Annotated in this window: 13 protein-coding genes; 7 read left to right on the forward strand and 6 right to left on the reverse strand. The window is 64.2% G+C overall.

The genetic code is table 11. The features are described 5' to 3' along the window. Positions 1-38 precede the first annotated feature (38 nt). Complete coding sequence (locus NLM15_RS02680) at positions 39-1,580, reverse strand: caspase family protein (protein ID WP_254115147.1); 1,542 nt, start codon at positions 1,578-1,580, stop codon at positions 39-41. Between the two features lie 367 nt (positions 1,581-1,947). Here NLM15_RS02680 and NLM15_RS02685 point away from each other — a divergent pair, with 367 nt between their 5' ends. Further along, complete coding sequence (locus tag NLM15_RS02685) at positions 1,948-2,754, forward strand: N-acyl homoserine lactonase family protein (protein WP_254115148.1); 807 nt, start codon at positions 1,948-1,950, stop codon at positions 2,752-2,754. Between the two features lie 132 nt (positions 2,755-2,886). On the opposite strand, the gene NLM15_RS02690 is transcribed toward NLM15_RS02685, so the two are convergent. Next, positions 2,887-3,429 (reverse strand): MarR family winged helix-turn-helix transcriptional regulator, encoded by a 543-nt coding sequence (locus NLM15_RS02690; RefSeq protein WP_254115149.1) that lies wholly within the window; start codon positions 3,427-3,429, stop codon positions 2,887-2,889. 110 nt (positions 3,430-3,539) lie between these two features. Here NLM15_RS02690 and NLM15_RS02695 point away from each other — a divergent pair, with 110 nt between their 5' ends. The 5 genes from NLM15_RS02695 to fahA all read left to right on the forward strand — a co-directional run bounded on the left by NLM15_RS02695 (position 3,540) and on the right by fahA (position 9,225). After that, entirely contained in the window at positions 3,540-5,156 is a 1,617-nt protein-coding gene (locus NLM15_RS02695; RefSeq protein ID WP_254115150.1) for an FAD-dependent oxidoreductase, read from the forward strand. Between the two features lie 8 nt (positions 5,157-5,164). Continuing rightward, positions 5,165-5,389: a DUF2783 domain-containing protein gene (locus NLM15_RS02700; RefSeq protein ID WP_092192079.1), complete on the forward strand. Its 225-nt coding sequence runs from the start codon at positions 5,165-5,167 to the stop codon at positions 5,387-5,389. A gap of 35 nt (positions 5,390-5,424) precedes the next feature. Beyond that, the gene (locus NLM15_RS02705; protein ID WP_254115151.1) at positions 5,425-6,381 is read left to right on the forward strand and encodes an MBL fold metallo-hydrolase; all 957 of its coding nucleotides are present in this window, start codon (positions 5,425-5,427) and stop codon (positions 6,379-6,381) included. Between the two features lie 2 nt (positions 6,382-6,383). Then, positions 6,384-7,730: a homogentisate 1,2-dioxygenase gene (gene hmgA, locus NLM15_RS02710; protein ID WP_254115152.1), complete on the forward strand. Its 1,347-nt coding sequence runs from the start codon at positions 6,384-6,386 to the stop codon at positions 7,728-7,730. A gap of 226 nt (positions 7,731-7,956) precedes the next feature. After that, positions 7,957-9,225 (forward strand): fumarylacetoacetase, encoded by a 1,269-nt coding sequence (gene fahA / locus NLM15_RS02715; RefSeq protein ID WP_254115153.1) that lies wholly within the window; start codon positions 7,957-7,959, stop codon positions 9,223-9,225. 111 nt (positions 9,226-9,336) lie between these two features. Here the strand turns inward: fahA and NLM15_RS02720 are convergent, their stop codons facing one another. Both NLM15_RS02720 and NLM15_RS02725 read right to left on the reverse strand, forming a co-directional pair. After that, the gene (locus NLM15_RS02720; protein ID WP_254115154.1) at positions 9,337-9,648 is read right to left on the reverse strand and encodes a DUF1272 domain-containing protein; all 312 of its coding nucleotides are present in this window, start codon (positions 9,646-9,648) and stop codon (positions 9,337-9,339) included. A gap of 73 nt (positions 9,649-9,721) precedes the next feature. After that, positions 9,722-10,201 (reverse strand): Lrp/AsnC family transcriptional regulator, encoded by a 480-nt coding sequence (locus tag NLM15_RS02725; RefSeq protein ID WP_254115155.1) that lies wholly within the window; start codon positions 10,199-10,201, stop codon positions 9,722-9,724. Positions 10,202-10,321: 120 nt separating this feature from the next. On the opposite strand from NLM15_RS02725, the gene hppD reads away from it, so the two are divergent. Next, a complete protein-coding gene (gene hppD / locus NLM15_RS02730) occupies positions 10,322-11,440 on the forward strand; it encodes a 4-hydroxyphenylpyruvate dioxygenase (protein WP_254115156.1) in 1,119 nt (372 codons plus the stop codon). A gap of 134 nt (positions 11,441-11,574) precedes the next feature. Here hppD and NLM15_RS02735 read toward each other — a convergent pair whose 3' ends face one another. Together NLM15_RS02735 and NLM15_RS02740 are read right to left on the reverse strand one after the other, a co-directional pair. Further along, a complete protein-coding gene (locus tag NLM15_RS02735) occupies positions 11,575-12,681 on the reverse strand; it encodes a CaiB/BaiF CoA-transferase family protein (protein WP_254115157.1) in 1,107 nt (368 codons plus the stop codon). 205 nt (positions 12,682-12,886) lie between these two features. Further along, positions 12,887-13,687, reverse strand: coding sequence for a xanthine dehydrogenase family protein subunit M (locus NLM15_RS02740; protein WP_254115158.1), 801 nt, complete (start codon positions 13,685-13,687; stop codon positions 12,887-12,889). Between the last annotated feature and the right edge of the window lie 8 nt (positions 13,688-13,695).

Genomic DNA, 13,695 nt, shown 5'->3' on the forward strand with positions numbered 1-13,695 from the left:
AGGGTTCGAGGCGTCCCCCGCCTCAACTCAAAAAAATACTAGCGGACTCCGTAGCTTGCGAACTCCTGAACAATGTTCGGGTCCATCGCCTTGGCATTGGCGATGTCAAGCGCGCCTTCCTGGGCCGAGCCGTTGCGCTGCTTGGCAATCCCGCGGCCATAGAGTGAGGAGGTCAGGCGCGGATTGATCTTCAGCGCTGCGTCGAAATCGGCGATGGAGTTCTTGACCGCGCCCGATTTCAGATTGACGAGCCCCCGGCTGTCCAGCGCATCGACGAAATTCGGCCGCAGCCGCAACGCTTCGTTGCAATCCTTCAGCGCGCCCTGGAGGTCGCCGACCACGGTGCGGGTCCAGCAGCGGTTGTTCAGCGCCTCGACGTCCTTCGAGTTGATCCGGAGCGTCTCGTCGAAATCCTTGATGGCCAGGTTGTAGGCGCCCTTGCTGGCATAGACCTGGCCGCGCCGGTACAACGCGTTCACGTCATCCGGATTGGCGGCGATCTTGGCCGTCAGGCCCTTGATGGTTGGGTCCTCCGCCAGTGCGGCCGCGCTAGGCCCGCTATCCATGCTCGGCGCGGGGGTGGTCTCGGTTGGTTTCACCGGCGGTGGCGGCGGGGGCAAGGCGGCCTCGACCTGCGGCTTCGGCGAGGGCGCCGGTGCGGGAGCAGGGGCCGCTGCCGTGTCCGCCGGCTTTGGCGGCGGCGGCGGTGCGGGCGGAGTTGGCGGCGGGTTGGCGGCGACGACCGGCGGCGGTGCGGGCGGAGCCGGCGGCGGGTTGGTGGCGACGACCGGCGGCGGCGGTGCCGTCACCGGCGGGCGCGATCCGCCGGCGCCCGGAATGAACGAAAAATCTTCGGCCAGCGAGGAGGAGATCCACGGCACCTGCTCGCCGCGCGAGGCGCGGGTGACGCCCATCTTGGTGCGGTTCAGCGTCTCCTCGGCCATCAGGTCGGGGACCCGAATTTCCTTCAGGAGTTCCTGGACGAACAGGCTGTGATCGCCGCCGGCATCCGAGACCACCGAGGCCAGCGCCGCCGAATACATCACCAGCGTGCCGTTCGGCGCGATGACCGGCGTGAGGCCGGCCGAGAAGCTGCGGAACCGGCGCTCGAAGGGATTGCGCCTGGAGGCGTCGACCAGCGCGATCTTGACGCCGGCGCCGCGGGTGTTGAGCTCGCCGAGCACGGTCTCCAGGCTGAAACCGTCGCGGCGCACGTCGGATTCGGTCCAGATCTGCGCGTCGATCGGCAGCATGTAGCTCTGCCGCGCCGACTGGATGCCGAAACCGCTGAAGAAGACCAGCGCCACCGAGCCCGGCTTGATCTTGCCATAGAGCTTGTCGAAGGCGCGTCGCATACCGTCGCCGGTCAGGTTCTCGCCGATTTCGACCGAAAAGCCGTCGCGCTTGAGCTCGTCGGCGACGTCGCGCGCGTCGTTGAGCGGTTCCTTCAGCGGGGCATCCGCGTCGGGATATTTGGCGTTGCCGATGACCAGCGCATAGCGGTCGCCGGCGGCCAGGGATGGCGCGGCCGGGATGAGCGAGACGAGCAGGGGCAGAAGAAAAAGGAAGCGAATTTTCATAATCAGCGCGGTCCAGCCAAAAAGGCGCCGTTACCAGCTTGCGCCGCGGCGACCTTAACTTACGCAATGTGCATTATCAAACCGGGGGAGGGGGGCGTCAACCGCTTGGAGATTCGGCATTATCGCGACAATTGACCGCGATGCTTGGGCGCGCTGCGAGGGGAATAAACGGGCTGTCACGGTTGGGCTCGACGTCATCCGGTTCGACTCTGCCGCGGGATGCTAGAGCAGTCGCGGCAAGGAACATGTGATGGGTCTCACATAGCAGGCCGGACGTTGTCGCAGCCCTCCGGTGTTTGACCTTTGCGGCGGACGATGGCTTGGTGCGCTCGATCGTCCCCGAAGGTCCAACTCAGAAAAGAAAACCATGGGAAACGCCTACGAAATCTACGCCCTGCGATATGCGACGATGTCGCCGCGCACCCCCAACATGAACTTCCTGCAGCCCGACCCGCATGACAGCGCGGCGCAGGACCTCGACTATTTCGTCTGGCTGATCCGCGGCGGCGGCCGCGACATCCTGGTCGACACCGGCTTCAATGCCGAGGAGGCGAGCGCGCGGGCGCGCAAGCTGACGCTCAATCCGGTCGATGCGCTGGAGCGCTTCGGCGTCGCGGCATCGAGCATTCGCGACATTATCGTGACACATCTGCATTACGACCACGCGGGCAATCTCGATCGCTTCCCGAACGCGCGCTTCCATCTCCAGGAGCGCGAGATGGCTTACGCGACGGGCCGCTGCATGTGCAACGGACTGCTGCGACATCCGTTCTCGGTCGAGCACGTCACGCAGATGGTGCGCCATGTCTATGGCGAGCGCGTCAATTTCTATTCCGGCGACGGCGAGGTTGCGCCCGGCGTCACCGTGCACCGTGTCGGCGGTCATTCCGACGGCTTGCAGGTGGTCAAGGTCGAGACCGCGCGCGGGCCGGTGGTGCTGGCATCCGATGCCGCGCACTACTACGCCAATTTGCAGCGCAAGAGCCCGTTTCCCATCGTCTACAACATCGGCGACATGGCGCAGGGCTGGGAGACGATCGAACGCCTCGCCGGCCATCCCGACAGGTTCATTCCCGGCCATGATCCGATCGTGACGGACATCTATCCGCGGGCCAGCGACAAGGTCGATGCCTGGGCATTGCACCTGCCGCCGACGCGGTCGTTTGCGAAATAGGGCGCACTGCCAGACCCTCATCCTGAGGAGCGCGCTTCTTCGCGCGCGTCTCGAAGGATGAAGGCCGAGCTGTAGCAGCGGGGCCTTCATGGTTCGAGACGGCACCTCGCGCCTCCTCACCATGAGGGGCAATCAATACGCCTGCTTGGCGTCCGCCTCTTCGCTGGTCTGGATCAGGTCGAGGCTCTGCTCGATCTTGCCGAGCAATGCCGCGAGTTGCTTGCGCTCCTGCGCGGAGAGGCAGGCGAGGATCTCGTCTTCCCGCCGCAGCAATTGCGGGAACAGCTCTTCGTACAGCGCGCGGCCCTTTTTCGTCAGTTGCAGGCGGAATTCGCGGCGGTCGGCTTCGTTCTCGACCCGCTCGATCAGCCCCTGGTGCAGCAGCGTGGTCACCGCGCGGCTGATGGTGGATTTGTGCGTGCGGGTGCATTGCGAGATGTACTGCGCGCTACAGGCATCGTTGCGGAAGCCGAGCGTGGCAATCACGCGCCAGGCCGGAATGTCGAGACCGTGGCGTTCCTGATATTCGACCGAAAGCGCGGCGCTGACCTCCGCCGCCAGCCGGTTGAGGCGGAACGGCACGAACTTGAACAGGTCGAGCCGTGACTTTGGCCGCGCTGAAGCCTCGTCGGCTTCGCGTGTCTTCAGCGCGATGTTGCTGGATGTCCTCGTCAAGGAGAGCGCTCCGAATTTCAGTTGACGGCCGGCCGGCTCCGGTCCAAAGTAGTTGCACGTGAGACTATCTAGCAGATCAGTCCTCTCCTGACCAGAGCCGAGGTTAGCGCATGGCGCAGGCCAATACGCAGCAGGCCAAAACCCAGTTCGGCTATCGCCGCCACCCCGATCAGGATCGCCCCGGCCAGAGCGCCGCCGAGCATCCCGTTGTGGTCGTCGGCGCTGGCCCGGTCGGGCTGTCGCTCGCCATTGATCTTGCCCAGCGCGGCCAGCGCGTCGTCCTTCTGGATGATGCCGACCGCATCGGCGAAGGCTCGCGCGCGATCTGCTTCTCCAAGCGCTCGCTCGAATATTGGGACCGGCTCGGCGTCGGCGACCGCATGGTCGACAAGGGCGTGGTGTGGAGCGTCGGCCGCATCTTTCATGGCGAGTCGCAGCTCTACCAGTTCAACCTGCTGCCCGAAGACGGTCACAAGCGGCCAGCCTTCATCAACCTCCAGCAATATTACGCCGAGGCCTATCTGGTCGATCGCATCGGCGACCTTCCGGGGATTGACCTGCGCTGGCGCAACAAGGTGACGGCGCTGGAGAACCGCAACGATTCCGCCGTATTGACGATCGAAACGCCGGAAGGCGCCTATCGCCTGCACGCGCAATATGTCGTCGCCTGCGACGGCGCGCGTTCCTCGCTGCGGCAGATGGTCGGCGCCGACTTCGCCGGCCAGGTGTTCGAGGATCAGTTCCTGATCGCCGACGTCAAGATGACGGCGGAGTTTCCGACCGAGCGCTGGTTCTGGTTCGATCCGCCGTTCCATGCGGGACGTTCGGCGCTGTTGCACCGGCAGCCCGATGACGTCTGGCGCATCGACCTCCAACTCAACCGCTATGCCGATCCCGTGGTCGAGAAGAAGCCGGAGAACGTGCGGCCGCGGATCGCGCGCATGCTCGGCCACGACAAGTTCGAGTTCGAGTGGATCTCGCTCTACAAATTCCAGTGCCGGCGGATGGATCGCTTCCTCCATGGCCGCGTGATCTTTGCGGGAGATTCCGCGCACCAGGTTTCGCCCTTCGGTGCGCGCGGCGCGAATTCCGGCCTCGAGGATGCCGAAAATCTTTCCTGGAAGCTCGACCGCGTGCTGCGCGGGACCTCGCCCGCGAGCCTGCTCGAGAGCTACCATGTCGAGCGCAGCCTGGCGGCCGACGAGAACATCCGCGAATCCACCCGCTCGACCGATTTCATGGCGCCGAACTCGCATCAGGAAGCGCGGCTGCGCAAGGCGGTGTTGTCGCTGGCCAAGGAGACGGAGTTCGGCAAGCGCATGGTCAATGGCGGACGGCTCTCGGTGCCGTGCAGCTACGACTCGCCGCTGTCATCGCCCGATGCGGATGCGTGGCGCGGCGGACCGTCGCCCGGCTGTTCCATGCTCGACGCGCCCGTTGCCGAGCAGGTCTATCTGACGGATGCATTCCGCCGGGGTGGAACGGACTTCACCTTGCTGTCGTTCAGCAATGGCGCGGCGATTGATGCGCCCGATGGCGTGAAGGATATCCGCATCGGCGGCGAGGGCGGGCTTGCCGATCCCTCGGGCCTTGTCGCAAAGCGCTATGACGCCGGGCCGGGTGCCGCCTATCTGCTCAGGCCCGACGGCTATGTCGCGGCGCGCTTTCGCCATCCGACGCGCCAGGCGGTCACGGCCGCGCTGTCGCGGGCTCAAGGTTTGAATTGAGGTTTCGCATGCCGCTTTCCACCAGCTCCAATTTTGCGCGGCCTGACGATGCCTTTCGTGCCATCGTCGAGGCGCATCGCGGCTTCACCGAAGAGCAGAGCGCCGATTTCGACGCGGCGCTGGTGCTGATCCTCGCCAACCATATCGGCGACATCGACGTGCTGCGTGAGGCGATCGGGCTCGCCAAGCGGCGCATGATCGACGGCCAGCAGCAACAACAGCAACAACAATAACCCAGAACCTGAAGCAAAGACTTAAGGATGAACTGATGGCGAAGAACTTCGCATCCACCGGCGATCTCTCCGAGAAGAAGATCACCTTCTCCGAGATCGGCACCGATCTCTATGCCTTCACTGCCGAGGGCGATCCGAACACCGCGATCATCGTCGGCGACGACGGCTGCCTGGTGTTCGACGCGCAATCGACGCCGGCGATGGCCAACAAGGTGATCGAGCGCGTCCGCACCGTCACCGACAAGCCGATCAAATATGTCGTGCTGTCGCACTATCACGCCGTGCGCGTGCTCGGCGCCTCCGCCTACAAGGCGCAAGGAATCGTGGCCTCGCAGGAGACCTATCGGCTGATCGAGGAGCGCGGCCAGCAGGATTGGGATTCCGAATACGGCCGCTTCCCGCGGCTGTTCCAGGATGCCGAGAGCATTCCCGGCCTGACCTGGCCGACGCTGACCTTCGAAGGCGAGATGTCGATTTATCTCGGAAAACGCGAGGTGCGCCTGATGCAGCTCGGCGCCGGCCACACGTCCGGCGACATCGTCGCCTGGGTGCCGGATGCCGAAGTCATGTTCTCCGGCGACCTCATCGAGTATCACTCGGCCTGCTATTGCGGCGATGCGCATTTGCGCGAATGGCCGCTGACGCTGAACGAGATCCGCAATTTCAATCCCAAGGCGATCGCGCCGGGCCGCGGCGATGCGCTGAAGGGCGTTGGCACCGTGCGCGAAGCCATCGCCATGACGCGCGATTTCGTCACCTCGCTCTATGGTGCGGCCGAAATCTCGGTCGCGAAGGGACGCACGCTGAAGGAATCGATGGCCGCGACCCGTGAGGTGATGGATCCGAAATTCCACAGCTTCGCCATCTACGAGCACTGCCTGCCGTTCAACGTCTCGCGCGCCTATGACGAGGCGTCGGGAATCGATGACCCCGTGATCTGGACCGACAAGCGCGACCAGGAAATGTGGGCGAACTTGCAAGGAGGAGGATAGTCATGAACATCAACACCTCGCCTGATCAGGTCATCCGCAGCTCGGCCCAGGTGACGCCGGGCTACATGTCCGGCTTCGGCAACAGCTTTGAGACCGAGGCGCTGCCGGGTGCGCTGCCGATCGGGCGCAACTCGCCGCAGCGCTGCGCTTACGGGCTCTACGCCGAGCAGCTTTCCGGCTCGCCCTTCACCGCGCCGCGCGGCACCAACGAGCGCTCCTGGCTCTATCGCATCCGCCCCTCGGTGAAGCATTCCGGCCGCTTCGAGAAGGCCGATGCCGGCCTGTGGCGCTCGGCGCCGTGCCACGAAAACGATTTGCCGATCGCGCAGCTGCGCTGGGACCCGGCGCCGATCCCGAAGGAGGACATGACCTTCCTTCAGGGCGTGCAGACCATGACGACCGCCGGTGACGTCAATACGCAGGCCGGCATGGCCGCGCATGTCTACCTCATCACCAGGTCGATGGTGGACCAGCACTTCTACAATGCCGATGGCGAGCTGATGTTCGTGCTTCAGCAGGGGGTCTTGCGCCTCGTCACCGAGTTCGGCCGCATCGACGCCGAGCCCGGCGAGATCGTTGTGATCCCGCGCGGCGTCAAGTTCCGCGTCGAGATTCCGAATGGCCCTGCGCGCGGTTATCTCTGCGAGAACTACGGCGGCGCCTTCACGCTGCCGGAGCGCGGGCCGATCGGCGCCAATTGCCTCGCCAACGCGCGCGATTTCCTGACTCCGGTTGCGAATTATGAAGACAAGGACACGCCGACCGAGCTGTTCGTGAAATGGGGCGGATCGCTGTTCAAGACGACCTTGCCGCATTCGCCGATCGATGTCGTCGCCTGGCACGGCAACTACGCGCCGTATAAATACGATCTGCGCACCTTCTCTCCCGTCGGTGCGATCGGCTTCGATCATCCCGATCCCTCGATCTTCACGGTGCTGACCTCGCCGTCGGAGACCGCGGGTACCGCGAATATCGACTTCGTGATCTTCCCGGAACGCTGGATGGTCGCCGACAATACCTTCCGTCCGCCCTGGTATCACATGAACATCATGAGCGAGTTCATGGGCCTGATCTACGGCGTCTACGATGCGAAGCCGCAAGGCTTTGTCCCAGGCGGCATCTCGCTGCACAATTGCATGCTGCCGCATGGCCCCGATCGCGACGCCTTCGAGCACGCCAGCAATGGCGAATTGAAGCCGGTGAAGCTGACGGGCACCATGGCCTTCATGTTCGAAACCCGTTACCCGCAACGCGTCACCGCCCACGCTGCCAATTCCGCGACGTTGCAGGACGACTACGCGGACTGCTGGAAGGGACTCGAGAAGCGGTTCGATCCGAACAAGCCGTAGTTTTCTTCCCCTCTCCCCTTGTGGGAGAGGGTGGCATAGGCGGCCTTCGGCCGCCGTCTCTTAAGAACGCCGATGCTTTGCATCGGCTGTGGCGGAGCGGCGAGACGGGTGAGGGGTTCTCTCGGTACGGAAATCTCTCATTGGAGTTCGCTGAGACAACCCCTCATCCGGCGCTTCGCGCCACCTTCTCCCACAAGGGGAGAAGGAAGATAGGACCGAGCAAAAAGTGACAACCCACCCCAACGACCCCAGCCTCCGCTCCTTCATCGAGGTCGATCCCGGCTCCGACTTCCCGATCCAGAACCTGCCCTATGGCGTGTTCTCGACGGACAAGATGAGCCCGCGCCTCGGAGTCGCCATTGGTGATTTCGTGCTCGACCTCTGGGAGTTGGAGCAGGAGGGGTTGATCAGCGCCGGCGATCCCGGCGTCTTCGCCGTCGGTCTCAACGCACTGATGCAAAAGGGGCCGCAAGTCTGGTCTCAGGTGCGTGCACGTATCTCCGAGCTGCTTCGCCACGATCATCCCGAGCTGCGCGACAACAAGCAACTGCGCGACCGTGTGCTGATCCCGCGCGCCGACGTGACGATGCACATGCCGTTCACCGTCTCTGGCTACACCGATTTCTATTCGTCGAAAGAGCACGCCACCAATGTCGGCGTGATGTTCCGCGGCAAGGACAATGCGCTGCAGCCGAACTGGCTGCATATGCCGATCGCCTATAACGGCCGCGCCTCCACGGTTGTGGTTTCCGGCACTAAGGTGAAGCGGCCGCGCGGGCAGCTGAAACCGCCGAATGTCGAGGTGCCGAGCTTCGGACCGTGCAAGCGGCTCGACTTCGAGCTGGAGATGGGTGTCGTGGTCGGCCAGTCCTCGCCGATGGGCGGCATGCTGACGGAGAGCCAAGCCGAGGACATGATCTTCGGCTTCGTGCTGCTCAACGACTGGAGCGCGCGCGACATCCAGCAATGGGAATATGTGCCGCTCGGCCCGTTCCTCGCCAAGGCGTTTGCGACCTCGATCAGCCCGTGGGTGGTGACGCGCGAGGCGCTGGAGCCGTTTCGGTTACAGGGACCGGAGCAGGCGCCGGTGCCGCTGGATTATCTCAAGCAGGCGAAGCCGCAGAACTACGACATCGCGCTCGACGTGTCCTTGCGCGCGGCCGGCGCCAATGCGCCCGCCAGCATCAGCCGCACCAACTTCAAATACATGTACTGGTCCTCGGTGCAGCAACTGATGCACCACGCCTCCAGCGGCTGCGCCATGAATGTCGGCGATCTCCTCGGCAGTGGCACCATCTCCGGCCCGGAGAAGAACCAGCGCGGCAGCCTGCTCGAGATCAGCTGGAACGGCACCGAGCCGGCGGAGTTGCCCGGCGGCGCCAAGCGCTCGTTCCTGGAGGACGGCGACAGCCTCATCATGCGCGGCTGGTGCCAGGGCAACGGTTATCGCGTGGGATTTGGCGAGGTCGAGGGGACGATTTTGGCGGCGGAGTGATTGCTGCGCGTTCGGGCTTCGTAGGGTGGGTTAGCGTTAGCGTAACCCACCTCTTTGGCGTCTGCGGCAGCAGAAGTGGTGGGTTACGCTACGCTAACCCACCCTACGAGTTCACCGCCTCTCCGGTGGCACCTCGCGGACCCGCGCGCAATGCGCCGCCACATCCTCCACGCTGTACTTCAAATGCACCCGCTTGTCGGACGGCGCCTGCTTCGTCGTGCACACCCCCGGCCGCCATTCCTGCGTGGGACGGATCGGGCGCGGCGCAAAGCCGCCGCCGCAGTTCGGGCAGACGTTGGAGAGCTTTGTCTCCACGCAATCCGCACAGAACGTGCATTCATAGGAACAGATCCGCGCATCCGTTACATCGGGCGGAAGGTCGCGGTCGCAATATTCGCAGTTCGGTCGAAGCTGGAGGGCCATGGCTGAATCTCCCGGATTGGCCGGGATCATCGCAGATCGTGCGCGGGGCGCGAATGCCGTAGTTCCCTCGATTTCAGCCGGGCTTGATCTCCTTGAGCGGCAGCTTTGAGCTTTCCTTCAGCCGATCGAGCACGATCGAGGAGCGCACATGCGCCACGCTCTGGTGCGGCATCAACACGTCGTTGACGAGATTGGACAGACCCTTGAGGTCACGCAGCACGGCTTTCAGCACATAGTCGGCATCGCCCGTCAGCGAATAGGCCTCCTGGATCTCGTCGATCCGATTGACCAGAGCACGAAACCGCTTGGAATTATCAGGCGAGTGGGTCGCAAGCCCCACCTGGATGAACGCGATCACACCGAAGCCGAGCGCCTCGCTGGAGAGGTCGGCGTGATAGCCCGCAATCACCTTCTCCTCCTCCAGCCGCATCCGCCGCCGTGAGCATTGCGAGGCCGAGAGGCCCGCGAGATCGGCGAGCTCCTGATTGGTCAGGCGGCCGTCATCCTGGAGCGCACCCAGGATCTTGAGGTCGAAGGCATCTACCGGAATCATGCGTCATTTGTCCATTTCATGCACGGATCGTGCACAAGATAGCCAAATCACGTGCCGTTTGCACGCTCCTTGCGTGTCCCATGAAGGATAGTTCCTTCCAGCAGCAATTGGGAGAGCACCATGGGTCCGTTTCCGCACGATGCACCGCCGGCCACTGTGAGCGCCGACAATCCGATGGGCACCGACGGGTTCGAGTTCGTCGAATATGCGCATCCCAATCCGGAAGAGCTGCACGCGCTGTTCAAGCTGATGGGCTATGCGCCCGTCGCGCGCCACAGAACCAAGAAGATCACGGTCTATCGCCAGGGCGACATCAACTATCTCGTCAACGAGGAGCCCGGCACCCACGGTTACGACTTCGTTGCCGCACACGGTCCCTGCGCGCCGTCGATGGCGTTCCGCGTGGTCGATGCGCAGGCGGCCTATGAGCGCGCGATCTCGCTCGGCGCGGAGCCTGCCGATGCGTCGTCGGCGCAGAAGACGCTCGATGTCCCCGCGATCAAGGGCATCGGCGGCAGCCTGCTCTATTTCGTCGATCGTTATGGGACCAAGGGTTCGGCCTACGATGGCGAGTTCGAATGGATTGGCGCGCGCGATCCGCGGCCCAACGGTGCCGGCCTGTTCTATCTCGATCACCTCACCCACAACGTCCATCGCGGCCGCATGGATGTGTGGACCGGCTTCTACGAGAAGCTGTTCAACTTCCGCCAGATCCGCTTCTTCGACATCGAGGGCCGCGCCTCCGGCCTGTTCTCGCGGGCGCTGACCAGCCCGGACGGCAAGATCCGGATTCCGATCAACGAGGACGCCGGCGATTCCGGCCAGATCGAGGAATATCTGAACATCTATCGCGGCGAGGGTATCCAGCACATCGCCTGCGGCTGCCGCGAGATCCACAGCACCATCGAAGGCCTGCGCGAGGCCGGCCTGCCATTCATGCCGTCACCGCCCGACACCTATTTCGAGAAGGTCGACACGCGCCTGCCGAAGCACGGCGAGGACGTCGCGCGTCTGCAGAAGAACGGCATCCTGATCGACGGCGAGGGCGTGGTCGCGGGCGGCCAGACCAAGGTGCTGCTCCAGATCTTCTCGGCGAACGCGATCGGCCCGATCTTCTTCGAGTTCATCCAGCGCAAGGGCGACGACGGCTTTGGCGAGGGCAATTTCAAGGCCCTGTTCGAATCGATCGAGGAGGATCAGATCCGGCGCGGGGTGTTGAAGGTGGATACGGCGGCGTAGGGCCCGACGTTCGCGCACACTGCCGTAGGGTGGGCAAAGCGAAGCGTGCCCACCACTTCCGCTCATCTTTGGAAGATGGTGGGCACGGCGCTATGCGCCTTTGCCCACCCTATAATACTGCCACCGCGGAGACTCTACCTCTTCCACGCAGCCGTCACTGCCGCGATCTCTGCGCCTTCCGGTTCGCGAACCGCAGACGGAGTCCTTGAGAACCGCGGCGCCGGCGCCGGCTGTTTCACGCCGTGACGCTCGATGAAGACCTCGCGGGCGACCATGTGCGGATGCTCTGTCGCTTCCGACATGGTCAGCACCGGCGCGAAGCAGATGTCGGTGCCTTCCATGATCTTACACCAGTCCTCGCGGGTCTTGCTCTTGAACACGGCTTGCAGCTTCTGCTTCAGCGCGGGCCAGGCCTTGCGGTCCATCTGCGCGTCGAAATCGGCATCGGTCAGGCCGGCATGCTCGCGGAGCAGCGCGTAGAACTGCGGCTCGATCGAGCCGATCGAGACGAAATGGCCGCAGGCGCATTCGTAGACGCCGTAGAAATGCGCGCCGCCGTCGAGGAAGTTCTGGTTGCGGCCCTCGGTCCAGCGGCCGATCGTGGTCATGTCGAAGAAGAACGACATCAGCGATGCCGCGCCGTCGCACATCGCGGTGTCGACGACCTGACCCTTGCCGGACTTCTGCGCTTCCAGGAGCGCAGCGAGCACGCCGACGACCATGTAGAGCGCGCCGCCGCCGAAATCGCCGACCAGATTGAGCGGCGGCACCGGCGCTTCCTTCGTGCCGATCGCGGCGAGCGCGCCGGTGATGGAGATGTAGTTGATGTCATGGCCGGCGGCATTGGCAAGCGGGCCTTCCTGGCCCCAACCGGTCATGCGGCCGTAGACGAGCTTCGGGTTGCGCGCGAGCACGACATCGGGGCCGAGGCCGAGCCGCTCCATCACGCCGGGACGAAAACCCTCGACCAGCGCATCGGCGCTGGCGAGCAGGTCGAGCACCTGCGCGATCGCCGCCTTGTCCTTGAGGTCGAGCTCGATCACCTTGCGGCCGCGGCCCGCCACTGACTTCATGCTCTTCTTGGCGCCAACGCGGTCGAGCGTGACGACATCGGCGCCCATGTCGGCCAGCATCATGCAGGCGAACGGGCCGGGGCCGATGCCGGCGAATTCGACGATGCGGAAACCCGACAGCGGGCCGGAGGTGCGGACGGAGGAGTTTTGGGCTGGTTTATCGAGCACGTTGTTGTTTCCTCGGGTCGCAGCGCGCATGCGCGATGAGCGCATTCACGTGGACGTTCCTCTGATAGCGAGTTAATTGGCTGATTAACTTTTCTCGCCTTCACGCCAGCGAGGCAAGTGCTTTTCATGCATGGGCGCATAATAAAAGCGGCGCGCATTTCTGCGCGCCGCGGAAGATTTGTGTTGAGGCGCTAAGGCGGGATTGTCAGCCCGCAGCGGTCACGGCGCGTTGCGCCATCACCTTGACGAGGTTGGCGCGGTATTCGGCCGTGCCGTGGATGTCAGCCAGCAATCCGTTTGCCGAGACAGTGACGCCGTCGATCGCCGACGGCGACCAGTTCGCCTTCAGCGCGGCTTCGATCGCGGGCACCCGCATCACGCCGCTTTGCGAAGCGCCGGTCGCGGCGACGCGAATCTCGCCCGACTTCGTCTGCGCGACGAAGACGGCGGTCAGCGCGAAGCGCGAGGCCGGATGCCGCATCTTGGCGTAGCCCGCCTTCGCCGGAACCGGGAACGCCACGGCGGTGATGATCTCGCCGTCTTCAAGGGCGGTGGTGAACAGGCCCTGGAAGAAGTCCTCGGCGGAGATCGACCGCTTGTTGGTCTTCACGGTGGCGCCGAGTCCGAGCAGGGCGGCCGGATAATCCGCGGCCGGATCGTTGTTGGCGATCGAGCCGCCGATCGTGCCGCGATAGCGCACGGCGGGATCGCCGAGCACCGAGGTGAGATAGGCGATCGCGGGGATCGCCTTCTTCACATCGGCATTCTGCATGATGTCGAAATAGGTCGTGCCGGCCTTGATGGTCAGCACGTCGCCCGACAGCTCGACGCCCTGCAACTCCTTGATCTTGCCGAGGTCGATCACGTCGGACGGCCCGGCGAGGCGCTGCTTCATGACCGGCAGCAACGTCTGGCCGCCGGCGAGGAATTTCGCCTCGCTGCTCTTGCCGAACAGGCTGACGGCCTCGTCGACCGAGGAGGCGCGATGATAGGTGGTCTGGTACATCTTCGTTC

It is taken from the genome of Bradyrhizobium sp. CCGB20 (genome assembly GCF_024199855.1).
Classification (GTDB): domain Bacteria; phylum Pseudomonadota; class Alphaproteobacteria; order Rhizobiales; family Xanthobacteraceae; genus Bradyrhizobium.